Consider the following 23826-nt stretch of genomic DNA (forward strand, 5'->3'; position numbering starts at 1 on the left):
GGCCTCAGGTGCCCTCCGGCACCCCGGCCGTCCGAGGGGACCGCGCCATTCCGGCGTACCCCTCGGCCCGACTGCTACGACTCGGACAAGCGACCCCCGGCGGCCCGCGCCCTACCGTGGACCACGAAAGCCAAGCACACCTCCTACGCGGAAGGGCCGGGACTCGCACATGCCCCAGGAAAAGACTGTGGGGGCCACCCACGCCTTCTGGCTCGCCGGCCGCCAGGTCACCGGCGAGGACACCTTCGACGTCACCTCCCCGTGGGACGGCCGGCTCGTCGGCACGGTCGGCGTGCCGACCGACGCCCAGGTCGAGGAGGCCGTGGCCGCCGCGTACGCCGTGCGGGACGAGTTCGCCGCCACCCCGGCGCACGTGCGGGCCGCCGCGCTCGACCACGTCAGCAGGCGGCTGGTCGAGCGCACCGAGGAGATAGCCCAGCTGATCTCCGCCGAGAACGGCAAGCCCATCAAGTGGGCCCGAGGAGAGGTCGGCCGTGCCGTCTCCGTGTTCCGGTTCGCCGCCGAGGAGGCCCGCCGGTTCAACGGCGGTGAGGCCCAGCGGCTCGACACCGACCTCGGCGGGCAGGGGCGTCTCGCCCTGACCCGGCGCTTCTCCAAGGGCGTCGTGCTCGGCATCGCGCCGTTCAACTTCCCGCTCAACCTGTGCGCCCACAAGATCGCCCCGGCGATCGCGGCCGGCGTGCCGATCATCCTCAAGCCGGCGCCCGCCACCCCGCTCTCCGGTCTGGTCATCGGTGACCTGCTCGCCGAGACCGAGGGCCTCCCGGCCGGCTCCTGGAGCATCCTCCCGGTCGCCAACGACAAGATGCCCGCCCTCGTCCAGGACGAGCGGCTGCCGGTCATCTCCTTCACCGGTTCCGAGAAGGTCGGCTACGCGATCATGGACTCGGTGCCGCGCAAGCACTGCACGCTGGAGCTGGGCGGCAACGGCGCGGCCGTGGTCCTCGGGGACTACGCCTCCGACGCCGACCTGGACTGGGCCGCGACGCGCATCGCGACCTTCTCCAACTACCAGGGCGGCCAGTCCTGCATCTCCGTGCAGCGCGTCATCGCGGACGCGTCCGTGTACGACCGGCTGCTGCCGCGCATCGTCGCCGCCGTCGAGGCCCAGGCCACCGGTGACCCGTCCGACGCCAAGACGGACGTCGGCCCGCTGGTCAGCGAGGACGCCGCCAAGCGCGTGGAGTCCTGGGTGAAGGAGGCGGTCGAGGCCGGTGCCACGCTTCTCACCGGCGGTGACCGCGACGGCGCCTCCTACGCGCCGACCGTCCTCACCGACGTACCGGCGGACGCGACGATCTCTCGCGAGGAGGTCTTCGGGCCCGTCCTCACCGTGCAGAAGGTGGACGGCGAGGCCGAGGCGTTCGCCGCGGTCAACGAGTCCAAGTACGGCCTCCAGGCCGGCGTGTTCACCCACGACCTCCAGGTCGCCTTCCGCGCCCACCGCGCCCTCGAGGTCGGCGGCGTGGTCGTCGGGGACGTCCCGTCCTACCGCGCCGACCAGATGCCGTACGGCGGCGCCAAGCAGTCCGGCGTGGGCCGTGAGGGCGTCAAGTTCGCGATGGACGACTACACATACGAGCGCGTGCTTGTCCTGACCGGCCTCGCGCTCTGACCTGCCACGGACAGGTCAGCCGGAAACGGCCGCAGCCCACTGTGCGGGGGCTGCGGCCGTTTCCTCTTTCGCCGCTTGTTCGCCGGTTCCTGGTAAAGGATTCGATATCGGCGGTTCAAGAGTCCTGCCCTAAGTCTTGATCTGTCCATGACTCACCCGATGAGATGCGCCTGACCAGTTCGTCCGACGCGGGTTCATCCCTGCTCAGGACGTCACAGGAGCACTCAGGGGACCACATGCACATAGCCCGTACCGGGCGCGGCGTCGCGGCGTCCGCCGCTACCGCCGCGTTCGTCGCCGCCGCACTGGCGGCCACCTCCCAGGCCGGCGCGACCACCGCCGCGCCCGCCGGCGTACCGCACACCTTCGCGGCACCGGCCATCGCGGGGCACAACCTGGTCCACGGTGTGGCCAGCCCCCTCCCCATCGCGCAGTGCCAGGCCAAGTGGCACATCAACTGCTACAACCCGCTGCAGTACCGCACCGCGTACGACCTGAACCCCCTGTACAAGAAGGGGATCACGGGCAAGGGCCGGACGATCGTCATCGTCGACTCCTTCGGTTCCCCGACCGTCCAGCACGATCTGGACGTCTACAGCAAGCAGTTCGGGCTGCCCAGCACCAAGGTCAAGGTCGTCAAGTGGGGCCATGTGCCGCCCTTCGACCCCAAGAACTCCGACATGACCGGCTGGGCCGGTGAGACCACGCTGGACGTCGAGATGGCGCACGCGGTCGCGCCGGGCGCCAAGATCGTGCTGGTGGAGACGGCGGTCGCCGAGACCGAGGGCACCACCGGTCTGCCGGAGATGATGTCCGCCGAGAAGCACCTGATCGACCAAGGTGTCGGCGACGTCATCAGCCAGAGCTTCGGTGCCACCGAGAACACCTTCCCCGGCTTCGACAAGGGCGACTTCTCCAGCATCAAGAAGCTGCGGTACGCCTTCGAGGACGCCAAGCGCAGGCACGTGACGGTCCTCGCCTCCTCCGGTGACGGCGGCGTCACCGACATGAAGGCGGACGGCAAGACGTACTACAACAAGCCCGTCAACTCCTGGCCGTCCTCCGACCCGTTGGTCACCTCCATCGGCGGCACCCAGCTCCACCTGAACGACAAGGGCCAGCGCGTCAAGCCGGACAGCGTCTACAACGACTACGGCGCGGGCGGCGGCGGTCAGTCCCACGTGTTCACCCGCCCGTCCTTCCAGGACGGCGTGAAGAACGTCGTCGGCAGCCGCCGCGCCACCCCGGACATCTCGATGGCCGCCGCGGTCAACGGCGGTGCCTGGGTGTACTCCAGCTACGACCCGACCGCCACCGGCTGGGACGTCTCCGGCGGCACCAGCGAGGCCAGCCCGCTCTTCTCGGGCATCGTGGCCCTCGCCGACCAGGCGGCCGGCCACCGCCTCGGTGACATCAACCAGGCCCTGTACACCCTGCTGAAGCAGAAGAACCCGGGCGTCGTCGACGTCAACGACGGCACGGACAACAGCTACGAAGGCGTCAAGGGCTACAAGGCCGTCAACGGCTACGACATGGCCACCGGCGTGGGCACCCTGGACGCCCTCCGCCTCGTCCAGGCGCTCGCCAAGGCGAGCCACGGCTGACGATCGCGGTAGCGCGCACCGAACGGCCCGGGTCCCCGACCCGGGCCGTTTCGCATGTCCGGACGCACGGAATCCCACTCGCCGCTTCATGGGGACCGCTGTCACGCGGCCCGGCGCTCCGGCGGCCCTTTCGGCCGGATGGACGCGCGAGGGGTGGTGGGGTCGGCCCGTTTCGGGTACCAACGATCCAGTAGCACTGGTCGGTAACGAACGGTCCGCAATCATCCCTCTTCGCGGCGAGGTGAGCCTCATGTCCGCCCCCACCACTTCACGCACCACCGTCACCGAGCGCGAGGCACGCCAGGTGGCGGAGGCCGCCCGGGAACAGGACTGGCGCAAGCCCAGCTTCGCCAAGGAACTGTTCCTGGGACGCTTCCGGCTCGACCTCATCCATCCCCACCCGCTCCCCGACGACGAGTCCGTGCAGCGCGGTGAGGAGTTCCTCGCCGAGCTGCGCGCGTTCTGCGAGACGACGGTCGACGGGGCCCGTATCGAGCGCGAGGCCCGCATCCCGGACGAGGTCGTGGCGGGCCTGAAGGAACTCGGCGCGCTCGGCATGAAGATCGACCCCAAGTACGGCGGTCTCGGCCTCACCCAGCTCTACTACAACAAGGCCCTCGCCCTGGTCGGCTCCGTGAGCCCCGCCGTCGGCGCGCTGCTCTCCGCCCACCAGTCGATCGGTGTCCCGCAGCCGCTGAAGATGTTCGGCACCCAGGAGCAGAAGGACGCCTTCCTGCCGCGCTGCGCCCGCACCGACATCTCCGCCTTCCTGCTCACCGAGCCGGACGTCGGCTCCGACCCGGCACGGCTCGCCACCACGGCCGTACCGGACGGGGAGGACTACCTCCTCGACGGGGTGAAGCTGTGGACCACCAACGGGGTGGTCGCCGATCTGCTCGTCGTCATGGCGCGGGTGCCGAAGTCCGAGGGGCACAAGGGCGGCATCACCGCGTTCGTGGTGGAGGCGGCCTCGCAGGGCATCACCGTCGAGCACCGCAACGCCTTCATGGGCCTGCGCGGCATCGAGAACGGCGTCACCCGCTTCCACCAGGTCCGGGTGCCCGCCGCCCACCGCATCGGCCCCGAGGGCGCCGGCCTGAAGATCGCGCTGACCACTCTCAACACGGGCCGGCTCTCGCTGCCCGCGATGTGCGCGGGCAGCGGCAAGTGGTGTCTGAAGATCGCCCGTGAATGGTCGGCGGAGCGCGAGCAGTGGGGCAAGCCGGTGGCGCTGCACGAGGCCGTCGGCTCCAAGATCAGCTTCATCGCGGCCACCACCTTCGCCCTGGAAGCCGTCCTCGACCTGTCCTCCCAGATGGCCGACGAGGACCGCAACGACATCCGTATCGAGGCCGCCCTCGCCAAGCTCTACGGCTCCGAGATGGCCTGGAAGATGGCCGACGAACTGGTCCAGATCCGCGGCGGCCGCGGCTACGAGACCGCCGAGTCGCTGAAGGCGCGCGGCGAACGGGCCGTCCCGGCCGAGCAGATGCTGCGCGATCTGCGCATCAACCGCATCTTCGAGGGCTCGACGGAGATCATGCACCTGCTGATCGCCCGCGAGGCCGTCGACGCCCACCTCTCGGTCGCCGGTGACCTCATCGACCCCGACAAGTCCCTGTCCGACAAGGCGAAGGCGGGCGCGAGCGCGGGCGTCTTCTACGCCAAGTGGCTGCCGAAGCTGGTCGCCGGACCGGGTCAACTGCCCATGTCCTACGGCGCGTTCAAGAACGGTGTCGATCTGTCCGGGCATCTGCGCTACGTCGAGCGCACCGCCCGCAAGCTGGCCCGCTCCACCTTCTACGCCATGTCCCGCTGGCAGGGCCGGATGGAGACCAAGCAGGGCTTCCTCGGGCGGATCGTGGACATCGGCGCCGAGCTGTTCGCGATGAGCGCGGCCTGCGTCCGGGCCGAACTGCTGCGCGGCCGGGGTGAACACGGCCGCGAGGCCTACCAGCTGGCCGACGCCTTCTGCCGGCAGGCCCGCGTCCGGATCGAGGAACTCTTCGGTCGGCTGTGGACCAACACCGACACTGTCGACCGGAAGGTGGTCAAGGGCGTTCTGGGCGGGTCCTACACCTGGCTGGAGGAAGGCATCGTCGATCCGTCCGGGGACGGCCCGTGGATCGCTGACGCGACCCCCGGACCGTCCGCGCGGGAGAACGAGCGCCGCCCCTTCGGCGACTGAACCCTCAAGGCCGCTCCGGCCGGGCGCCTGGGGTCAGTTGCCCCAGGTGCCCTGGTTCACGGCGCAGGTCCAGCCCGAGCCGTGCAGGGTGAACTTCACCTTGTAGCTGTGGGTGTTGAGCAGATGCGTCTGCACCTTCACCCCGAGGCTCGCCTTCTTGTTCAGCGAGCCCGTGTACACGGTCACCGTCTTCGACGTCTTGTGGGTGACCTTGCCACCCGTGGCCCTGGCCGAGCCGAAACGGATGTTCTGGACGTCCGTGACGGTGAAGCTGACTTTCTTGAAGCTCTTCGTCGTGCTCTTGTTCTTGATGCCGAAGTAGAGGCCGCCGTTGGTCACCCAGCCGTGCGAGTCGACGTAGAAGCTGCTCGGGTAGACCAGGTTGAGCGGGCAGCCGGAGCTCTGCGGCGCCTGGGTGGCGGCGAACGCGCCCCCGGCGAGACCGAGCTGAGCGGCGGTCAGAAGACCGGCCGTCGCGAGGACGGTCGCGGTCGTACGCATACGGTTCACAGTGGTGATTCCTCCCCCATTTGTGGCCCTCCTTGCGGGCGCCTACGGAAGGATGCCATGAGCAGCGGCTGAAAGCGCGCGTTTTCCGCAGGACTTGTCCTCAGGGTGGCTTGCCCTCAGCAGTACGTGTCGCTCGGGTCCCGCGTGGTCCACGAGCAGGAGTCGACCTTGGCGCCGCTCGCCCTGGTGAGGGTGGCGGTGTCCTTGTCGTTGTTCCAGACGTAGGCGCTGCGGCCCTGGTACTTGTCCGACGCGGTGTCCGAGCCGCGGCCGGTGTGGATCTTCAGGTACTTCCCTGCGCCGATCGTGACGTTCGGGAAGACGTACCTGTGGTTCGAGGCGTCCTTCAGCACCCAGCCCTTGAGCGGGACGGCCGAGCCGCCGGTGTTCCTGATCTGCACCCACTCGGCGTTGAGGCTCGCGTTGGAGCGGTTGTCGCTGCCCGGGCTGTCGAACCAGACATGGTGGATCTGCACGCCCCCGGCCGCCTGGGCCGGGGTGCCGAGCAGGGTGCCGGTGAGCAGGGCCGCGCCGGCGAGCGCGGGCAGGGCGGCGCGTATGCGCACAACAGGCATGGAGAGATCCCCCCAGGATGTCGTCCAGTGTGGCGAAGCGTTGCGACTGAAGTGCTATCACACGATCTTCACTGATACTTCACATCGGGGAAATCGCTCCATTCGGCGACGAAACCTGCTGAGGCACCCGCCCGGGGGGACGCCCTGTCCTGACGGCCGCCGCTTGCGGCAACAATGGGGGGATGACCGACAGCCCCGCCCATCCGGCACCCCTCGCCGATCCGCACCTCGTCTACGATCCCGTCGCCGGCGACGGCCCCAAGGACGTGGTGATCCTCGGCTCCACCGGATCCATCGGCACCCAGGCCATCGACCTCGTGCTGCGCCACCCCGACCGCTTCCGGGTCACCGCCCTGTCCGCGAACGGCGGCCGGGTCGCCCTCCTGGCCGAGCAGGCGCACCGGCTGCGGGCGCGCACCGTGGCGGTCGCCCGCGAGGACGCCGTACCGGCCCTGCGCGAGGCACTCGCCGCCGAGTACGGATCCGGGGAGGCGCTGCCCGAGATCCTCGCCGGACCGGACGCGGCCACCCAGGTCGCCGCCTCCACCTGTCACACGGTGCTGAACGGCATCACCGGCTCCATCGGCCTCGCGCCCACCCTCGCCGCCCTGGGCGCGGGCCGCACCCTCGCGCTCGCCAACAAGGAGTCGCTGATCGTGGGCGGCCCGCTGGTCAAGGAGCTGGCCAAGCCCGGCCAGATCATCCCGGTCGACTCCGAGCACGCCGCCCTCTTCCAGGCCCTCGCCGCCGGCACCCGCGCCGATGTGCGCAAGCTGGTCGTCACCGCCTCCGGCGGCCCCTTCCGCGGCCGGAGCAAGGCCGAGCTGGCGGACGTCACCGTCGAGGACGCCCTCGCCCACCCCACCTGGGCGATGGGCCCGGTCATCACCATCAACTCCGCGACCCTCGTCAACAAGGGCCTGGAGGTCATCGAGGCACACCTCCTCTACGACATTCCCTTCGACCGCATTGAGGTGGTCGTGCATCCCCAGTCGTATGTCCACTCGATGGTCGAGTTCACCGACGGATCCACGATCGCCCAGGCGACGCCCCCCGACATGCGCGGGCCCATCGCCATCGGTCTGGGCTGGCCCGAACGAGTCCCCGACGCCGCGCCCGCCTTCGCCTGGGACAAGGCCTCCACCTGGGAGTTCTTCCCGCTGGACAACGAGGCCTTCCCCTCGGTGAACCTCGCCCGGCACGTGGGGCAGCTCGCGGGGACCGCCCCGGCGGTGTTCAATGCGGCCAACGAGGAGTGCGTCGAGGCCTTCCTGGCCGGTGCGCTGCCCTTCAACGGGATCATGGAGACCGTCACCCGGGTCGTCGAGGAGCACGGCACCCCGCGGACGGGAACTTCACTCACGGTGTCGGACGTCCTCGAAGCGGAGACCTGGGCCCGTGCCCGGGCCCGTGAACTGACTGCCACGACGGCGACCGCGGAGGCGCGTGCATGACGACCTTGATGTTCATCCTCGGCATAGTGGTCTTCGCGGTCGGCCTGCTCGTCTCGATCGCCTGGCACGAGCTGGGGCACCTGTCGACGGCCAAGCTCTTCGGCATCCGCGTCCCGCAGTACATGGTCGGCTTCGGCCCGACCATCTGGTCGCGCAAGAAGGGCGAGACCGAGTACGGCGTCAAGGCGGTCCCGCTCGGCGGCTACATCCGCATGATCGGGATGTTCCCGCCCGACGACCAGGGCCGGGTCTCTGCCCGCTCCACCTCCCCGTGGCGCGGCATGATCGAGGACGCCCGCTCGGCGGCCTTCGAGGAACTGCAGCCCGGCGACGAGACGCGCATGTTCTACACGCGCAAGCCGTGGAAACGGGTCATCGTCATGTTCGCGGGCCCGTTCATGAACCTGATCCTCGCGATCGCCCTGTTCTTCACCGTGCTCATGGGCTTCGGCATCCAGCAGCAGACCACCACGGTCGCCTCCGTCTCGCCCTGCTCCATCGCGCAGACCGAGCACCGGGACACCTGCAAGAAGTCCGACCCGGTCTCCCCGGCGCAGAAGGCCGGCCTGAAGGCGGGCGACAAGATCGTCTCCTTCGACGGCAAGCGCACGTCCGACTGGAACACCCTCTCGGACCTCATCCGGGACAGCGCCGGCAAGACGGTCGCGATCGTCGTCGACCGCAAGGGCCAGGAGCTGACCCTGCACCCCACGATCACCACCAACAAGGTCGCCAAGAAGGACGCCGCCGGGCAGTACGTCCCGGGCTACGTCGAGGCCGGCTTCCTCGGCTTCAGCTCCGCCACCGGCGTCGTCCACCAGGACTTCGGCCAGTCAGTGACCTGGATGACCGACCGGGTCGGCGACGCCGTCGACTCCCTCGCCGCCCTGCCCGCCAAGATCCCGGCCCTGTGGGACTCGGCCTTCGGCAACGCCCCGCGCCAGCCGGACTCCCCGATCGGCATCGTCGGCGCGGCCCGCATCACCGGCGACATCGCCACCCTCGACATCCCCGCCTCCCAGCAGGTGGCGATGTTCGTGATGCTGCTCGCCGGCTTCAACCTCTCCCTGTTCCTGTTCAACATGCTCCCGCTGCTCCCGCTCGACGGCGGGCACATCGCGGGCGCCCTGTGGGAGGCGCTGCGGCGGAACGTGGCCCGGGTGCTGCGCCGCCCGGACCCCGGTCCGTTCGACGTGGCGAAGCTGATGCCGGTGGCGTACGTGGTGGCCGGGATCTTCGTCTGCTTCACCATCCTGGTGCTGATCGCGGACGTGGTTAACCCGGTGAAAATCTCCTAGCCATCCGATGTTCGAGGCGGCCCGCGACCCTGTGTCGCGGGCCGCCCTCCATCGGGTGGGTTTACGGGCTGGGTGTGCTCGGGCCAAGGCCTGTGCCGTAATCTCGAAGCCTGGAACCCGCCCGCCCGCGGGACCGGACCTAGATCCACGACTTGGGGTTGCACAGCAGATGACTGCGATTTCTCTCGGCATGCCGTCCGTTCCGACCAAGCTCGCCGAGCGCCGGAAGAGCCGGCAGATCCAGGTCGGAAGCGTGGCGGTAGGCGGAGACGCGCCCGTCTCGGTCCAGTCGATGACCACGACCCGTACGTCCGACATCGGCGCCACCCTCCAGCAGATCGCCGAGCTGACCGCGTCCGGCTGCCAGATCGTCCGCGTGGCCTGCCCCACCCAGGACGACGCCGACGCCCTCGCGACCATCGCGCGCAAGTCCCAGATCCCGGTCATCGCCGACATCCACTTCCAGCCCAAGTACGTCTTCGCCGCCATCGAGGCCGGCTGCGCCGCGGTCCGCGTCAACCCCGGCAACATCAAGCAGTTCGACGACAAGGTCAGGGAGATCGCCAAGGCCGCCAAGGACCACGGCACCCCGATCCGCATCGGCGTCAACGCCGGCTCCCTCGACCGCCGCCTGCTCCAGAAGTACGGCAAGGCGACCCCGGAGGCGCTGGTCGAGTCGGCTCTGTGGGAGGCGTCCCTCTTCGAGGAGCACGACTTCCGCGACATCAAGATCTCCGTCAAGCACAACGACCCGGTCGTCATGATCGAGGCCTACCGCCAGCTCGCCGAGGCGTGCGACTACCCGCTCCACCTCGGTGTGACGGAGGCCGGCCCGGCGTTCCAGGGCACGATCAAGTCGGCCGTGGCCTTCGGCGCCCTGCTCTCCCAGGGCATCGGCGACACCATCCGCGTCTCCCTGTCGGCCCCGCCGGCCGAGGAGGTCAAGGTCGGCATCCAGATCCTGGAGTCGCTCAACCTCCGCCAGCGCGGCCTGGAGATCGTCTCCTGCCCGTCCTGCGGCCGCGCCCAGGTCGACGTGTACAAGCTGGCCGAGGAGGTCACCGCCGGCCTGACCGGCATGGAGGTTCCCCTCCGCGTCGCCGTCATGGGCTGCGTGGTGAACGGCCCGGGCGAGGCCCGCGAGGCCGACCTCGGCGTCGCCTCCGGCAACGGCAAGGGCCAGATCTTCGTCAAGGGCGAGGTCATCAAGACCGTCCCCGAGTCCAAGATCGTGGAGACCCTCATCGAGGAGGCCATGAAGCTGGCCGAGCAGATGGAGAAGGACGGCGTGGCCTCCGGCGAGCCGTCGGTGGCCGTCTCGGAGTGATTCTTCCGGCGCCGAGGGGATCGCGCGCCCCGAAAGGGGCGCGGGAAACCGCGCGACCGGTCGCACACGAGCCGTAGCCACCGGCGCGGGCCGAGGGCCCCCGAGCCGGAAGGCGCACGGCCGGTCAAGCGCGGCTATAGTGCCGGGACCAGCAGAACCCCCAGGGTGAGGCCCCGCACGTGTTGACCCAGACCACCTCACGGGTGCTCGAACCGAGCGACCTAGACGCCGCGCTCGCCGTCCTCGGCCGCGAGCCGGTCGCGAACGCCTTCGTGACCTCCCGGGTGCAGGTCGCCGGTCTCGACCCGTGGCGCCTCGGCGGCGAGATGTGGGGCTGGTACGAGGACGGCATGCTCACGTCCCTGTGCTACGCGGGCGCCAACCTGGTCCCGGTCTGCGCCACCCCCCGAGCCGTCCGCGCCTTCGCCGACCGCGCCCGCCGGGCCGGCCGCCGCTGCTCCTCCGTCGTCGGCCCCGCCGAACCCACCGCCGCGCTGTGGCGCCTGCTGGAGCCGCACTGGGGCCCCGCCCGCGAGGTCCGCGCGCACCAACCCCTGATGGTCACCGACCGCATGCCCGCCGACCTCGCCCCGGACCCCTACGTCCGTCGCGTCCGCAAGGACGAGATGGAGACGATCATGCCGGCGTGCGTGGCGATGTTCACCGAGGAGGTCGGCGTATCTCCGCTGGTCGGGGACGGCGGCCTGCTGTACCAGGCCCGCGTCGCCGAACTCGTCGGCTCCGGCCGCTCCTTCGCCCGCCTCGACGAGCACGGCAAGGTCGTCTTCAAGGCGGAGATCGGCGCGGCCACCAGCCAGGCCTGCCAGATCCAGGGCGTCTGGGTGGCCCCCGAGTACCGGGGGAGGGGCCTCGCGGCCCCCGGCATGGCAGCGGTCCTGCGCTATGCCCTCGCCGACGTGGCCCCGGCGGTCAGCCTCTACGTGAACGACTTCAACACCGCGGCCCGTCGGACGTACCGGCGCGTGGGGTTCCAGGAGGTCGGCGCGTTCATGAGCGTGCTGTTCTAGGAGCGTGCTGTTCCAGCGCCCCGACAGGCATCGTCCACCCCGTCGCGCCGCCCCTCACCTCCGCCCCTCACCCCCGCTCCTCGCACCGGTCTCGCCGGGGTCGGCCCCCTGTACGCTCCCCGCATGGACCTCGTGATCGGCACCCTGGACCTCTCCGCCCATGTCGACGAGGCCTTGGCCGTCCAAGCCGTCGCGTTCGGGCTCGGCCCGGACGAAGTGGCCGTACGCCGCCAGATCGTCCAGCGCCATATGGAGTACCAGGGTGCGAGGGCCCTCGGCGCGATCGCCGGCGGGAGGCTCGTCGGATTCGTGTACGGCATGCCCAACTCCCGTACCCACTGGTGGTCCACGGTCGTGGAGCCGTACCTGCGCGTGAGCGGCAACGACCTCTGGCTCGACGACTCCTTCGTGATCACCGAACTCCACGTCCACCCCGACCACCAGAACCGCGGCATCGGGCGCCGGCTGATCACCACCATCACGGACTCCGCCGCCGAACCCCGCTCGATCCTCTCCGCGATCGACACCGACAGCCCGGCCCGTGGCCTCTACCACTCCCTCGGCTATGTCGACCTCGCCCGCCGGGTCCACTTCCCGAGCGCGCCGCGACCGTACGCGGTGATGGGCGCCCCCCTGCCGCTGCGCAGGCGTTAACCGATTTCCACCGGCACAGCAAGCCCGGCTAACCTCCTATGCCATCACCCTCCCCCACTCTCGGCTCGGCTCGAGCGGGGGGACCCCCATCGGCAGGAGCACGAGAACCATGGCCAACGCACCGGTCCAGCGCATGTCCCAGTTGATGGCGAAGACCTTGCGCGACGACCCGGCGGACGCCGAGGTCCTCAGCCACAAGCTCCTCGTCCGCGCCGGCTACGTCCGCCGCACCGCCGCCGGCATCTGGAGCTGGCTGCCGCTGGGCAAGAAGGTCTTCTCCAACGTGGAGCGGATCGTCCGCGAGGAGATGGACGCCATCGGCGCCCAGGAGGTGCTGCTCCCCGCCCTGCTGCCGCGCGAGCCGTACGACGCCACCGGCCGCTGGGACGAGTACGGCCAGGAACTGTTCCGCCTCAAGGACCGCAAGGGCGGCGACTACCTCCTCGGCCCCACCCACGAGGAGATCTTCACCCTCCTCGTCAAGGACCAGTGCACGTCCTACAAGGACCTGCCGGTGATCCTCTACCAGATCCAGACCAAGTTCCGCGACGAGGCCCGCCCCCGCGCCGGCATCCTGCGCGGCCGCGAGTTCCAGATGAAGGACTCGTACTCCTTCGACCTGGAGGACGAGGGCCTCGCGCACTCCTACGCCCTGCACCGCCAGGCCTACCAGCGCATCTTCGAGCGGCTCGGCCTCGACTACCGCATCTGCGCCGCCACCGCCGGCGCCATGGGCGGCTCCAAGTCGGAGGAGTTCCTGGCCCCGGCCGAGGCCGGCGAGGACACCTTCGCGGACTGCCCGAACTGCGACTTCGCCGCCAACACCGAGGCGATCACCTACGCGCTGAAGCCCGTGGACGGCTCGGCCGTGCCCGTGCTGGAGGAGATCCCGACCCCCGACACCCCGACCATCGAGACCCTGGCCGCCTCCCTCGGCGTCCCGGCCTCCGCTACGCTGAAGAACCTGCTGGTGAAGGTGGACGGCGAGATCGTCGCCGTCGGCGTGCCCGGCGACCGTGAGGTCGACCTGGACAAGGTCGAGGCGCACTTCGCCCCGGCGGCCGTCGAGATGGTCACCGAGGCCGACTTCGCCGCCCGCCCCGACCTGGTCCGCGGCTACGTCGGCCCGCAGGGCCTGGGCGAGAAGGTCACGTACCTCGCCGACCCGCGCGTGGCCCCCGGCACCTCCTGGATCACCGGCGCCAACAAGGAGCACACGCACGCCAAGAACGTCGTCGCCGGCCGTGACTTCGAGGTCGACGCGTACGTGGACGTCGTCGTGGTGCAGGAGGGCGACCCCTGCCCGAAGTGCGGCACCGGCCTGAAGCTGGACCGCGCCATCGAGATCGGCCACATCTTCCAGCTGGGCCGCAAGTACGCCGACGCCCTCAAGCTCGACGTGCTCGGCCAGAACGGCAAGCCCGTCCGCGTCACCATGGGCTCCTACGGCATCGGTGTCTCCCGTGCCGTCGCCGCGCTCGCCGAGCAGACCGCCGACGACAAGGGCCTGGTGTGGCCGAGGGAGGTCGCCCCGGCCGATGTGCACGTCGTCGCCGCCGGCAAGGCCCTGCAGACCGAGCTGGCCCTCGACGTCGCCGAGAAGCTGGCCGCCGCGGGCGTCCGCGTCCTGGTCGACGACCGGGCCGGCGTCTCCCCGGGCGTGAAGTTCACCGACGCCGAGCTGATCGGCGTCCCCCAGATCCTGGTCGCCGGCCGCCGCTCCGGCGAGGGCGTCCTGGAGCTGAAGGACCGCAAGAGCGGCGAGCGCGAGGAGCTGTCCGTCGAGGACGCGATCGCCCGCCTGACGGCGTGACGAGGCAAGCCCCTCGGTGAAAGAGCAGAGAGAAGCCCCCTGAGATCCCACAGAGGTCCCAGGGGGCTTCTCCCTTCGCTCTCACAGCCAGCCGGCGAACTCCAGCAGCAGCTCCCCGTCCTTCGGCCGCCCCACGCGAAGCGCCCGCACCCCGGACTCCACGGCCCGGAACAACGTCCATCCCCGCAGCCGCTCCTGATCGACCTCGAGCGACTCCGCGAGCCGCTTGACGCGCCGCCGGACGATCGCCGATCCGGACGGTGACGCGATCAGGTCCTCCACCCGGTCGCGCACCAACCGCGCCAGATCGAAGGCGCACTCGCCGAGCACCGGATCGGGACCCACCGCCAGCCACGGCATCCGCTCCCCGGACAGCACCTTGCTCTGCCGGAACGTGCCGTGCAGCAGCCGCTGTTCGAGCGGCGCGGCCACCAGCTCCTCGCGGGCCGCGAGCGCCGCGTCCACCAGCGGCGCCACCTCGGGATCGGCCTCCGCGCCCGCCCGCATCGCCGCCGCCTGCCGCCCGGTGCGCTCGGCGACCGTCTCGAAGACATGGTCCGCCGGCGGCTCGACCCACAGCCGGCGCAGCGTCCCCGCCGCCTCCAGCAGCGCCTTCGCCTCCGGCAGCGACCGCACCGACACGTCCGGGTGCAGCCGTTCCAGCAGCAGCACCCCGTCCTCCGCTCCGGCCTCCAGCAGTTGTACGGCGCCCAGCCCGGCCCAGTGCGCCAGCGCCGCCCGCTCGCTCTCCGGGCGGGCCCTGGGCGGGGCCAGCTTGAGCACGGCCGGGGTGCCGTCCGCCCGGCGCACCAGCACCACCAGGCTGCTGCGCCCGCCCGGCACCTGGACCCGCTCCACCGTCAACTCGCGCCTGGCCACGGCCTGTTCGGCGGTCGCCGGCAGCCGTGCCAGCCAGTCGTCCCCGGCCGGTGCCGTCTCACCGAGCGCCCGTACCAGGCGCTGCGGCGGTTCGAAAGCCATGCGCGAGTCGTCTCCTTCCAGTCCGGGGCCAGCCCGGGTCGTGCCGTACGGGCGCGTGCCGGGTCACCGGGTCACGGTGCCGCCGAGGCGGAGGCCGACGGCGTGGCACCGGCCGCGCCCGTCCCCTCGTCGGCCCGTTCGGCGAGCCCAGGGAAGGCTACGCTCCGCCCGCTCCAGCGCATCGAGCGCACCGCGGCCTCCCGGAGCGCCGCGGCGGCCGTACCCCGCCGCGCGCCCGTCGCCGCCCGCACCAGATCGGCGTACACCGCGGCCAGGCGCTCCTCCAGCTGCGCGGCGAGCCGTACCGCCGCCGCCGGGTCCGGCACCGGGAACGGGAGCGCGTACGCCGCGTCCGCGGCGACCGGCTGCCCGCCCAGATCGCGCACCTCGCGGGTCAGCGTGTCCCGGCGCGCCCGGTGGGCGTCGTACGCCGCCCGCGCCTCGGCCCGGCGTGCCGCGCCGATCCGGCCGCCGACCACGCCGTACCCGTACACCGCCGCGTGCTCCGCCGCCAGCGCCGCCTGCAGCGCGGTCACCTCGGCCGCCTTCGCCTCGCCGCTCACTTCGCCCCCTCCGTCAGCAGGTACGCGTGCGCGGCCCCGGCCGCCGCGACCGACGCCAGCAGCCGCGCCAGCTCGCCCGGCACCTCCAGCAGGTCCTTGGCGCGCGAGTCGGCGAGGGCGCGCTCGGCCTCGGCGAGCGCGGCCAGCGCGTCCTTCGCGGTGGCGGGCACGGCGCGAACGGCGGACGGGGAGGCAGAGGAGTGCGCGGGCGTGGGCGTGGGCGTCGTACCGCTCGTGAACGCCCGGACATGGGCCGCGACCTGGGCGCGCAGCGGGCGCAGCCGCTGCCCGAGCCCCGGGTGCGCGGCGAGGACGGCGTCGTACCGCCGCAGCAGCCCCTGGCTGTCACGCGCCGCACGCGCGCGTGCCCGCGTCGTCTGCGAGGAGACGCCGCTGCCGCCGGAGTCCGGTTCGGCCGAGCAGCCCACCAGCAGGGCCGCGCCCGCGGCCGAGGCGAGCAGGGATCTTCTGCGCGGACCCGAGGGGGTGCGCAGGGGTGGGGGGTACGGCACGGCTGACGTCCTCGGGGGGCTCGTACGAACACACGGGCGGGAAGGGCGGCCCGCCGTGATCACGGTACCCGCGGACCCCTTCGGTTCATCTCACCGGCTCAGTGGACCCACCTAAGGGACGCGGGGCGGTGTCGATGTGCGGCTGCGCCGCCGGAGGCAGGACGCAACACTCCCTGCGACCGGATACCCTTTGACCAGACACGCGACCCATCCCACAACAGCACACGCGGCCGAGGAGTCACCCGGATGAGCACCACCCAGAGCGAGAGGCTGCGAGAGCTGCTGGAACCGCTCGTCACCTCTCAGGGGCTGGATCTCGAAGAGATCGCCGTGGACTCCGTCGGACGCAAGCGGGTGCTGCGTGTGGTCGTCGACTCCGACAGCGGAGCCGATCTCGACGCCGTCGCCGATGTGAGCCGTGCGCTCTCGGCGAGGCTCGACGAGACCGACGCGATGGGCGACGCCGCGTACGACCTGGAGGTCGGAACCCCCGGCGCCGAGCGCGCCCTCACCGAGCACCGGCACTTCGTGCGCGCCACCGACCGGCTCGTGAAGTTCCAGCTCACCGAGGGCGGCGAGCTGATCGCCCGGATCCTGAAGGCCGACGAGGACGGTCTCGACGTCGAGGTCCCCGGAGTCAAGGGCCGCAAGGCGACCAGCCGCAGACTCGGCTTCCCGGAGATCGCCAAGGCGCGTGTGCAGGTCGAGTTCAACCGCAAGGACGAGAAGGACATGAAGGAAGAGGAGGAGGCGTAGCCGTGGACATCGACATGAGCGCCCTGCGGGGCTTGGTTCGGGAGAAGGAGATCTCCTTCGACCTGCTGGTCGAGGCGATCGAATCGGCCCTCCTCATCGCCTACCATCGCACCGAGGGAAGCCGCCGACACGCGCGCGTGGAGCTCAACCGGGAGACCGGGCATGTGACCGTGTGGGCGAAGGAGGATCCCGAGGACCTCGAGGAGGGCCAGGAGCCCCGCGAGTTCGACGACACCCCCTCCGGCTTCGGCCGGATCGCCGCCACCACCGCCAAGCAGGTGATCCTGCAGCGGCTGCGCGACGCCGAGGACGACGCGACCCTCGGCGAGTACGCGGGCCGCGAGGGCGACATCGTCACCGGCGTGGTCCAGCAGGGCCGCGACCCGAAGAACGTGCTGGTCGACATCGGCAAGCTGGAGGCCATCCTGCCGGTGCAGGAGCAGGTGCCCGGCGAGACCTATCCGCACGGCATGCGCCTGCGCTCGTACGTCGTCCGCGTCGCCAAGGGCGTCCGCGGACCGTCCGTCACGCTCTCCCGTACGCACCCCAACCTGGTGAAGAAGCTCTTCGCCCTGGAGGTGCCGGAGATCGCCGACGGTTCGGTGGAGATCGCCGCGATCGCCCGCGAGGCCGGCCACCGCACCAAGATCGCCGTACGCTCCACCCGTTCGGGTCTGAACGCCAAGGGCGCCTGCATCGGCCCGATGGGCGGCCGGGTGCGCAATGTCATGGGCGAGCTGAACGGCGAGAAGATCGACATCGTCGACTGGTCGGACGACCCGGCCGAGATGGTGGCGAACGCCCTGTCACCCGCTCGGGTGAGCAAGGTGGAGGTCGTCGACCTCGCCTCCCGCTCCGCCCGGGTGACCGTGCCGGACTACCAGCTGTCGCTCGCGATCGGCAAGGAGGGGCAGAACGCCCGCCTCGCCGCCCGGCTCACCGGCTGGCGCATCGACATCCGCCCGGACACCGAGCAGCAGCCCGCCGAGTGACCGGGTGACCGGGTGGCCGCACCGGGTGACCGGGCGGCGCCGGGAACAGATCCAAGCCGCGGGTGGCTTGGATTACGACAACAGCCGTTCGATCTTTCCCCTGTAAGGGTGAGGTCGGTACGGGGAGGTAGACTTAGCTGTGTCTGGCCGGACGCACGCCCGAGCATGCCCTGAGCGCACCTGTGTGGGGTGCCGGGAGCGGGCGGCCAAGAATGATCTGCTGCGGATCGTGATGATCGAGGACGCGTGCGCCCCCGATCCTCGCGGTACGCTGCCCGGCCGGGGTGCGTATGTGCACCCCGCCCTGGTCTGTCTCGACCAGGCGGTACGCCGCCGGGCGTTCCCGCGGGCACTGCGCGTCCCGGGGCCGCTCGACACAAAGGCGTTGCGCCGGCACGTCGAGCAGATGACAGTTGCCGAACAGGCAACACCGTAAGACGTGTCGTACGGAACCCCCCGTGCGGCCTGGTACCTCGCGAGTCGAAAGCAGGTCGAGATTGCGATGAGCACTCGATGAGTACGCGATGAGTACGCCCATGAACTAGCGACGGTCCGGCTTCAACCCGGACCTCAAAGGAGCGAAGTGGCTAAGGTCCGGGTCTACGAACTCGCCAAGGAGTTCGGTGTGGAGAGCAAGGTCGTCATGGCCAAGCTCCAGGAACTCGGTGAATTCGTCCGTTCGGCGTCTTCGACGATCGAAGCGCCGGTTGTACGCAAGCTGACCGACGCCTTCCAGGGCGGTGGCAACGGCAAGTCCGCCGGCAAGCCCGCCCCGCGCAAGGCTTCCCCCAAGCCCGCCGCGCCCGCCCCGGCGCAGGCGGCACGTCCGGCTGCCCCGAAGCCGGCGGCCCCCAAGCCTCCGACGGCGCCCGCTGCCCCGCAGCCGGCCGCCCCGTCGGTTCCCTCGGCCTCCGCGCCGGCCCCGGGCCCGCGCCCGGTGCCCGGCCCGAAGCCCGCGCCGCGCCCGGCTCCGGCCGCCCCGGAGTTCACCGCTCCGCCGGCCGCTCCGGCCGCCCAGACCCCGCAGGCCCCGGCCGCGCAGGGTCCGGGCCAGGGCGCGCGTCCCGGTGGCGCCCGTCCCGGTGCGCCGCGTCCCGGTGGCCGTCCGGCCGCCCCCGGCCAGGGCCAGGGTCAGGGCCGTCCGGGTCAGGGTGCCCCGCGCCCCGGTGGTCAGGGTGCGCGTCCCGGTGCTCGTCCGGCCGGTCCGCGTCCGGGCAACAACCCCTTCACGTCCGGTGGCTCCACCGGCATGGCGCGTCCGCAGGCGCCCCGCCCGCAGGGCGGCCCGCGTCCGGGCGGTCCCGGTGCTCCCGGCGGCGGTCCCCGTCCGCAGGCGCCCGGCGGCCAGGGCGGCGGTCCGCGTCCGCAGGCTCCGGGCGGTCACGGCGGTGCCTCCGGGCGTCCGTCCCCGTCCGGCATGCCCCGTCCGCAGGGCGGCCCGCGTCCCGGCCCGGCCGGTCCGCGTCCCAACCCCGGCATGATGCCGCAGCGTCCCGCTGCGGGCCCGCGTCCCGGTGGCGGTGGCCCCGGCGGCCGTGGCCCCGGTGGCGGCGGCGGTCGTCCGGGTGGCGGCGGCGGTCGTCCCGGTGGCGGCGGCGGCTTCGCCGGTCGTCCCGGTGGCGGCGGTGGCGGCGGCTTCGCCGGTCGTCCCGGTGGTCCCGGTGGCGGTGGCGGCGGCGGTGGCTTCGCCGGTCGTCCGGGTGGTCCCGGTGGCGGTGGCGGCGGTGGCCGTCCCGGCTTCGGTGGTCGTCCCGGCGGTCCCGGTGGCCGTGGTGGCACGCAGGGCGCCTTCGGCCGTCCCGGCGGTCCGGCGCGTCGTGGCCGCAAGTCGAAGCGGCAGCGTCGCCAGGAGTACGAGGCCATGCAGGCCCCGAGCGTCGGCGGCGTGATGCTGCCGCGCGGCGGCGGCGAGACCATCCGTCTCTCCCGCGGCGCGTCGCTCACCGACTTCGCGGAGAAGATCAACGCCAACCCGGCGTCCCTCGTCGCGGTCATGATGAACCTCGGCGAGATGGTCACGGCCACGCAGTCCGTCTCGGACGAGACGCTGCAGCTCCTCGCGGGCGAGATGAACTACGCGGTTCAGATCGTCAGCCCCGAGGAGGAGGACCGCGAGCTGCTCGAGTCCTTCGACATCGAGTTCGGCGAGGACGAGGGCGACGAGGAGGACCTGGTGGTCCGTCCGCCGGTCGTCACCGTCATGGGTCACGTCGACCACGGTAAGACCCGACTGCTCGACGCCATCCGCAAGACGAACGTCATCGCGGGCGAGGCCGGCGGCATCACCCAGCACATCGGTGCCTACCAGGTCGCGACCGAGGTCAACGACGAAGAGCGCAAGATCACCTTCATCGACACCCCGGGTCACGAGGCGTTCACCGCCATGCGTGCCCGTGGTGCGAAGTCGACCGACATCGCGATCCTGGTCGTCGCGGCCAACGACGGCGTCATGCCGCAGACGGTCGAGGCGCTCAACCACGCCAAGGCGGCCGACGTCCCGATCGTCGTCGCGGTCAACAAGATCGACGTCGAGGGCGCCGACCCGACCAAGGTGCGCGGTCAGCTGACCGAGTACGGCCTGGTGGCCGAGGAGTACGGCGGCGACACGATGTTCGTCGACATCTCCGCCAAGCAGGGTCTGCACATCGACTCGCTGCTGGAGGCCGTGGTCCTCACGGCCGACGCCTCGCTCGACCTGCGGGCCAACCCGGCCCAGGACGCGCAGGGCATCTCGATCGAGTCCCGTCTCGACCGCGGCCGTGGTGCCGTGGCGACGGTCCTCGTCCAGCGAGGCACGCTGCGGGTCGGCGACACGATGGTCGTGGGCGACGCCTACGGCCGTGTGCGCGCCATGCTCGACGACAACGGCAACAACGTCGCCGAGGCCGGCCCGTCGACGCCGGTCCAGGTCCTGGGCCTGACCAACGTCCCGGGTGCGGGCGACAACTTCCTGGTGGTCGACGAGGACCGTACGGCCCGTCAGATCGCCGAGAAGCGCGCCGCCCGCGAGCGCAACGCGGCGTTCGCCAAGCGCACGCGCCGCGTGTCGCTGGAGGACCTGGACAAGGTGCTCAAGGCCGGCGAGGTCCAGCAGCTGAACCTGATCATCAAGGGTGACGCCTCTGGTTCCGTCGAGGCCCTCGAGTCCTCCCTGCTCCAGCTGGACGTCGGCGAAGAGGTCGACATCCGCGTCCTGCACCGCGGTGTCGGTGCGGTCACGGAGTCGGACATCGACCTGGCCATGGGCTCCGACGCCATCGTGATCGGCTTCAACGTCCGCGCGGCCGGCCGCGCGGCGCAGATGGCCGAGCGCGAGGGTGTGGACGTCCGGTACTACTCGGTCATCTACCAGGCGATCGAGGAGATCGAGGCGGCCCTCAAGGGCATGCTCAAGCCGGAGTACGAAGAGTTCGAGCTCGGTACGGCGGAGATCCGCGAGGTCTTCAAGTCGTCCAAGCTGGGCAACATCGCCGGTGTCCTCATCCGCTCGGGCGAGGTCAAGCGCAACACCAAGGCGCGCCTCATCCGCGACGGCAAGGTGGTCGCGGAGAACCTCAACATCGAGGGCCTGCGTCGCTTCAAGGACGACGTCACCGAGATCCGCGAAGGCTACGAGGGTGGTATCAACCTCGGCAACTTCAACGACATCAAGGTCGACGACGTCATCGCGACGTACGAGATGCGGGAGAAGCCGCGGGTGTGACACCCCCGGTTCGTGCTGGCCGACGGAGCTTCGGTTCCGTCGGCCAGCGCGCCGTTGCCGGGGCCTGGGCCCACGGCACCGAAACCCTGTCGAGCCACCGGCAGGTACGCGGTACCGTTCTTGATGTCCCCGACCACACGGATCCGGGGCCATCGATCCCGTACCGGCGGGTGAACCGGCACACAACATGTACGTGGGGACTCTGTCCTTCGACCTGCTCCTCGGCGACGTCCACTCGCTGAAGGAGAAGCGCTCCGTCGTCCGCCCGATCGTCGCCGAACTCCAGCGCAAGTACGCGGTGAGCGCGGCCGAGGTGGACCACATGGACCTGCATCGGCGAGCGGTCATCGGCCTCGCCATGGTGTCCGGCGACGCGGCGCACCTCACCGACGTACTGGACCGGTGCGAACGGCTGGTCGCCGGCCGCCCCGAGGTCGAGCTGCTGTCCGTCCGCCGCCGCTTCCACGGTGAGGACGACTGAGGCCGGCCGAAGCCGACCGGAGCCGACCCAAGACCCACGGGGCGGCGCCCGGACGACCGACGACCAGACCCACACAACGCAAGCAGAAGAAAGAACGGGAGACGGACCAGTGGCCGACAACGCGCGGGCGAAAAGGCTGGCGGACCTCATCCGGGAGGTGGTGGCCCAGAAGCTGCAGCGCGGGATCAAGGACCCGCGGCTCGGCTCACACGTCACCATCACGGACACCCGGGTCACGGGTGACCTGCGGGAGGCGACCGTCTTCTACACGGTCTACGGCGACGAGGAGGAGCGGGAGGCCGCCGCAGCGGGCCTGGAGAGCGCCAAGGGCATCCTGCGCTCCGAGGTCGGCCGCGCGGCCGGTGTGAAGTTCACGCCGACCCTCACCTTCGTCGCGGACGCCCTGCCGGACACCGCCAAGACCATCGAGGACCTCCTCGACAAGGCACGGCAGTCCGACGCGAAGGTCCGCGAGGCCTCCGCGGGGGCGGCGTACGCGGGCGGCGCGGACCCGTACCGCAAGCCGGCCGACGAGGACACGACCGAGACGGACGGCGACGCCGCGGAATGACCCAGAAGCACACCACGCCCGACGGCCTCGTCATCGTCGACAAGCCGTCGGGCTTCACTTCGCACGACGTGGTCGCCAAGATGCGCGGGATCGCGAGGACCCGCCGCGTCGGCCACGCGGGCACCCTCGACCCGATGGCGACCGGCGTACTGGTCCTCGGCGTCGAGCGCGCCACCAAGCTCCTCGGGCACCTCGCCCTCACGGAGAAGGAGTACCTGGGCACCATCCGCCTGGGCCAGAACACGCTCACCGACGACGCCGAGGGCGAGATCACCTCGTCCACCGACGCGTCCAAGGTGGCCCGGGACGCCATCGACGCCGGGATCGCCAAGCTGTCCGGCGACATCATGCAGGTGCCGTCCAAGGTCAGCGCCATCAAGATCGACGGCGTGCGGTCGTACAAGCGGGCCCGCGAGGGCGAGGACTTCGAGATCCCCGCCCGCCCGGTCAAGGTCTCCTCCTTCACGGTGTACGACGTCCGGGACGCGGTCGCCGCCGACGGCACCCCGGTCCTCGACCTGGTCGTCTCCGTGGTCTGCTCCTCCGGCACCTACATCCGCGCCCTCGCCCGCGACCTGGGCGCCGACCTCGGTGTCGGCGGCCACCTCACCGCGCTGCGCCGGACGCGGGTCGGGCCGTACAAGATCGACACGGCGCGGACGCTGGACCAGCTCCAGCAGGAGCTGACCGTGATGCCGATCGCGGAGGCGGCCAGGGCCGCGTTCCCGCGCTGGCAGGTGGACGACCGGCGCGCCCGGCTGCTGCTGAACGGCGTCCGGCTGGAGGTTCCCGACGAGTACGCGGGCGCTGGTGCCATCGCCGTCTTCGACCCCGAGGACCGCTTCCTGGCACTCGTCGAGGAGCACAAGGGCAAGGCCAAGAGCCTGGCCGTCTTCGGCTGAGCCCACCCGCCGAGCCGTCCCGGCACGGGGCCCAGGGCGAGCAGTCGTCCGTGGAGCGGCGGCCGGCCACGGGGTGGGCTCCTGCCGCCGCTCCACGGTCCCCCCTCGGTTCCCCCACCTCTAGGGTTATCCAGGGGCACCCGCCTATTCACCCGTCCGGGCAGGCGCTCGGAGTGAACCGGGGGAGCGGAAGGGGGCGCTTTCGCTGCGCGATCTGTCCCGCCGATCATCGCGCGCCTACCGTCGGATCAGGGCACGCGGCAGGGGCGGGGAGGTAC

21 protein-coding genes are annotated in these 23826 nt (G+C 71.2%); 16 read left to right on the forward strand and 5 right to left on the reverse strand.

Translation table 11 applies throughout. From position 1 onward, the window contains the following. Positions 1-187: 187 nt before the first annotated feature. From AQI95_RS30420 to AQI95_RS30430, 3 genes are all read left to right on the forward strand, one after another. Positions 188-1636 (forward strand): aldehyde dehydrogenase family protein, encoded by a 1449-nt coding sequence (locus AQI95_RS30420; protein WP_067130912.1) that lies wholly within the window; start codon positions 188-190, stop codon positions 1634-1636. Positions 1637-1872: 236 nt separating this feature from the next. Beyond that, positions 1873-3240: a S53 family peptidase gene (locus AQI95_RS30425; RefSeq protein WP_067130915.1), complete on the forward strand. Its 1368-nt coding sequence runs from the start codon at positions 1873-1875 to the stop codon at positions 3238-3240. A 250-nt stretch (positions 3241-3490) separates the two neighbouring features. Continuing rightward, positions 3491-5428 (forward strand): acyl-CoA dehydrogenase family protein, encoded by a 1938-nt coding sequence (locus AQI95_RS30430; RefSeq protein ID WP_067130918.1) that lies wholly within the window; start codon positions 3491-3493, stop codon positions 5426-5428. Positions 5429-5461: 33 nt separating this feature from the next. Here AQI95_RS30430 and AQI95_RS30435 read toward each other — a convergent pair whose 3' ends face one another. Continuing rightward, on the reverse strand, positions 5462-5929 hold the full coding sequence (locus AQI95_RS30435) for a hypothetical protein (protein ID WP_244188897.1): 468 nt from the start codon (positions 5927-5929) through the stop codon (positions 5462-5464). Positions 5930-6054: 125 nt separating this feature from the next. Continuing rightward, positions 6055-6513 (reverse strand): lamin tail domain-containing protein, encoded by a 459-nt coding sequence (locus AQI95_RS30440; RefSeq protein ID WP_067130924.1) that lies wholly within the window; start codon positions 6511-6513, stop codon positions 6055-6057. 182 nt (positions 6514-6695) lie between these two features. Between AQI95_RS30440 and dxr the strand changes: the two genes are divergently transcribed. From dxr to AQI95_RS30470, 6 genes are all read left to right on the forward strand, one after another. Beyond that, positions 6696-7967: a 1-deoxy-D-xylulose-5-phosphate reductoisomerase gene (gene dxr, locus AQI95_RS30445; RefSeq protein WP_067130927.1), complete on the forward strand. Its 1272-nt coding sequence runs from the start codon at positions 6696-6698 to the stop codon at positions 7965-7967. 8 nt (positions 7968-7975) lie between these two features. Next, positions 7976-9265 carry a M50 family metallopeptidase gene (locus AQI95_RS30450; RefSeq protein ID WP_208614307.1) on the forward strand — a complete coding sequence of 430 codons (1290 nt, stop codon included), beginning with the start codon at positions 7976-7978 and terminating at the stop codon, positions 9263-9265. Positions 9266-9434: 169 nt separating this feature from the next. Continuing rightward, on the forward strand, positions 9435-10592 hold the full coding sequence (gene ispG, locus AQI95_RS30455; RefSeq protein ID WP_067130932.1) for a flavodoxin-dependent (E)-4-hydroxy-3-methylbut-2-enyl-diphosphate synthase: 1158 nt from the start codon (positions 9435-9437) through the stop codon (positions 10590-10592). A 179-nt stretch (positions 10593-10771) separates the two neighbouring features. Continuing rightward, positions 10772-11620, forward strand: a complete 849-nt coding sequence (locus AQI95_RS30460; protein WP_067130935.1) for a GNAT family N-acetyltransferase — start codon at positions 10772-10774, stop codon at positions 11618-11620. Positions 11621-11743: 123 nt separating this feature from the next. Beyond that, on the forward strand, positions 11744-12274 hold the full coding sequence (locus AQI95_RS30465) for a GNAT family N-acetyltransferase (protein ID WP_067130938.1): 531 nt from the start codon (positions 11744-11746) through the stop codon (positions 12272-12274). Between the two features lie 109 nt (positions 12275-12383). Continuing rightward, positions 12384-14087 carry a proline--tRNA ligase gene (locus AQI95_RS30470; RefSeq protein ID WP_067130942.1) on the forward strand — a complete coding sequence of 568 codons (1704 nt, stop codon included), beginning with the start codon at positions 12384-12386 and terminating at the stop codon, positions 14085-14087. Positions 14088-14168: 81 nt separating this feature from the next. On the opposite strand, the gene AQI95_RS30475 is transcribed toward AQI95_RS30470, so the two are convergent. From AQI95_RS30475 to AQI95_RS30485, 3 genes are all read right to left on the reverse strand, one after another. Next, positions 14169-15068 carry an aminoglycoside phosphotransferase family protein gene (locus AQI95_RS30475; RefSeq protein ID WP_067130945.1) on the reverse strand — a complete coding sequence of 300 codons (900 nt, stop codon included), beginning with the start codon at positions 15066-15068 and terminating at the stop codon, positions 14169-14171. Between the two features lie 71 nt (positions 15069-15139). Beyond that, positions 15140-15631, reverse strand: coding sequence for a ferritin-like domain-containing protein (locus AQI95_RS30480; RefSeq protein ID WP_067130948.1), 492 nt, complete (start codon positions 15629-15631; stop codon positions 15140-15142). Then, entirely contained in the window at positions 15628-16143 is a 516-nt protein-coding gene (locus AQI95_RS30485) for a hypothetical protein (RefSeq protein WP_067130953.1), read from the reverse strand. Before AQI95_RS30485 ends, AQI95_RS30480 begins: the two co-directional genes overlap by 4 nt. A 246-nt stretch (positions 16144-16389) precedes the next feature. On the opposite strand from AQI95_RS30485, the gene rimP reads away from it, so the two are divergent. The 7 genes from rimP to truB all read left to right on the forward strand — a co-directional run bounded on the left by rimP (position 16390) and on the right by truB (position 23548). Beyond that, on the forward strand, positions 16390-16899 hold the full coding sequence (gene rimP, locus AQI95_RS30490) for a ribosome maturation factor RimP (RefSeq protein ID WP_067130956.1): 510 nt from the start codon (positions 16390-16392) through the stop codon (positions 16897-16899). Between the two features lie 2 nt (positions 16900-16901). After that, positions 16902-17891 (forward strand): transcription termination factor NusA, encoded by a 990-nt coding sequence (gene nusA, locus AQI95_RS30495; RefSeq protein WP_067130959.1) that lies wholly within the window; start codon positions 16902-16904, stop codon positions 17889-17891. A gap of 139 nt (positions 17892-18030) precedes the next feature. Beyond that, positions 18031-18327 (forward strand): YlxR family protein, encoded by a 297-nt coding sequence (locus AQI95_RS30500; protein ID WP_079071552.1) that lies wholly within the window; start codon positions 18031-18033, stop codon positions 18325-18327. Between the two features lie 147 nt (positions 18328-18474). Continuing rightward, positions 18475-21594, forward strand: coding sequence for a translation initiation factor IF-2 (infB, locus tag AQI95_RS45310; protein ID WP_079071553.1), 3120 nt, complete (start codon positions 18475-18477; stop codon positions 21592-21594). A gap of 187 nt (positions 21595-21781) precedes the next feature. After that, positions 21782-22075: a DUF503 domain-containing protein gene (locus AQI95_RS30515; protein ID WP_030216812.1), complete on the forward strand. Its 294-nt coding sequence runs from the start codon at positions 21782-21784 to the stop codon at positions 22073-22075. A 109-nt stretch (positions 22076-22184) separates the two neighbouring features. Further along, on the forward strand, positions 22185-22646 hold the full coding sequence (gene rbfA, locus AQI95_RS30520) for a 30S ribosome-binding factor RbfA (RefSeq protein ID WP_067130970.1): 462 nt from the start codon (positions 22185-22187) through the stop codon (positions 22644-22646). Then, the gene (gene truB / locus AQI95_RS30525; RefSeq protein WP_067130973.1) at positions 22643-23548 is read left to right on the forward strand and encodes a tRNA pseudouridine(55) synthase TruB; all 906 of its coding nucleotides are present in this window, start codon (positions 22643-22645) and stop codon (positions 23546-23548) included. Before rbfA ends, truB begins: the two co-directional genes overlap by 4 nt. Positions 23549-23826: the final 278 nt, after the last annotated feature.

It is taken from the genome of Streptomyces yokosukanensis (genome assembly GCF_001514035.1).
In the GTDB taxonomy this organism is placed as follows: domain Bacteria; phylum Actinomycetota; class Actinomycetes; order Streptomycetales; family Streptomycetaceae; genus Streptomyces; species Streptomyces yokosukanensis.

Excerpts from the sequence above, each read along its gene's own strand:
- AQI95_RS30425 (WP_067130915.1), top strand. The coding sequence starts at position 1,873 with ATGCACATAGCCCGTACCGGGCGCGGCGTCGCGGCGTCCGCCGCTACC.
- AQI95_RS30465 (WP_067130938.1), top strand. The coding sequence starts at position 11,744 with ATGGACCTCGTGATCGGCACCCTGGACCTCTCCGCCCATGTCGACGAG.
- rimP (WP_067130956.1), top strand. The coding sequence starts at position 16,390 with ATGAGCACCACCCAGAGCGAGAGGCTGCGAGAGCTGCTGGAACCGCTC.
- AQI95_RS30475 (WP_067130945.1), bottom strand. The coding sequence starts at position 15,068 with ATGGCTTTCGAACCGCCGCAGCGCCTGGTACGGGCGCTCGGTGAGACG.
- dxr (WP_067130927.1), top strand. The coding sequence starts at position 6,696 with ATGACCGACAGCCCCGCCCATCCGGCACCCCTCGCCGATCCGCACCTC.
- AQI95_RS30515 (WP_030216812.1), top strand. The coding sequence starts at position 21,782 with ATGTACGTGGGGACTCTGTCCTTCGACCTGCTCCTCGGCGACGTCCAC.
- AQI95_RS30450 (WP_208614307.1), top strand. The coding sequence starts at position 7,976 with ATGTTCATCCTCGGCATAGTGGTCTTCGCGGTCGGCCTGCTCGTCTCG.
- AQI95_RS30435 (WP_244188897.1), bottom strand. The coding sequence starts at position 5,929 with ATGCGTACGACCGCGACCGTCCTCGCGACGGCCGGTCTTCTGACCGCC.
- AQI95_RS30430 (WP_067130918.1), top strand. The coding sequence starts at position 3,491 with ATGTCCGCCCCCACCACTTCACGCACCACCGTCACCGAGCGCGAGGCA.
- ispG (WP_067130932.1), top strand. The coding sequence starts at position 9,435 with ATGACTGCGATTTCTCTCGGCATGCCGTCCGTTCCGACCAAGCTCGCC.
- AQI95_RS30470 (WP_067130942.1), top strand. The coding sequence starts at position 12,384 with ATGGCCAACGCACCGGTCCAGCGCATGTCCCAGTTGATGGCGAAGACC.
- truB (WP_067130973.1), top strand. The coding sequence starts at position 22,643 with ATGACCCAGAAGCACACCACGCCCGACGGCCTCGTCATCGTCGACAAG.
- AQI95_RS30440 (WP_067130924.1), bottom strand. The coding sequence starts at position 6,513 with ATGCCTGTTGTGCGCATACGCGCCGCCCTGCCCGCGCTCGCCGGCGCG.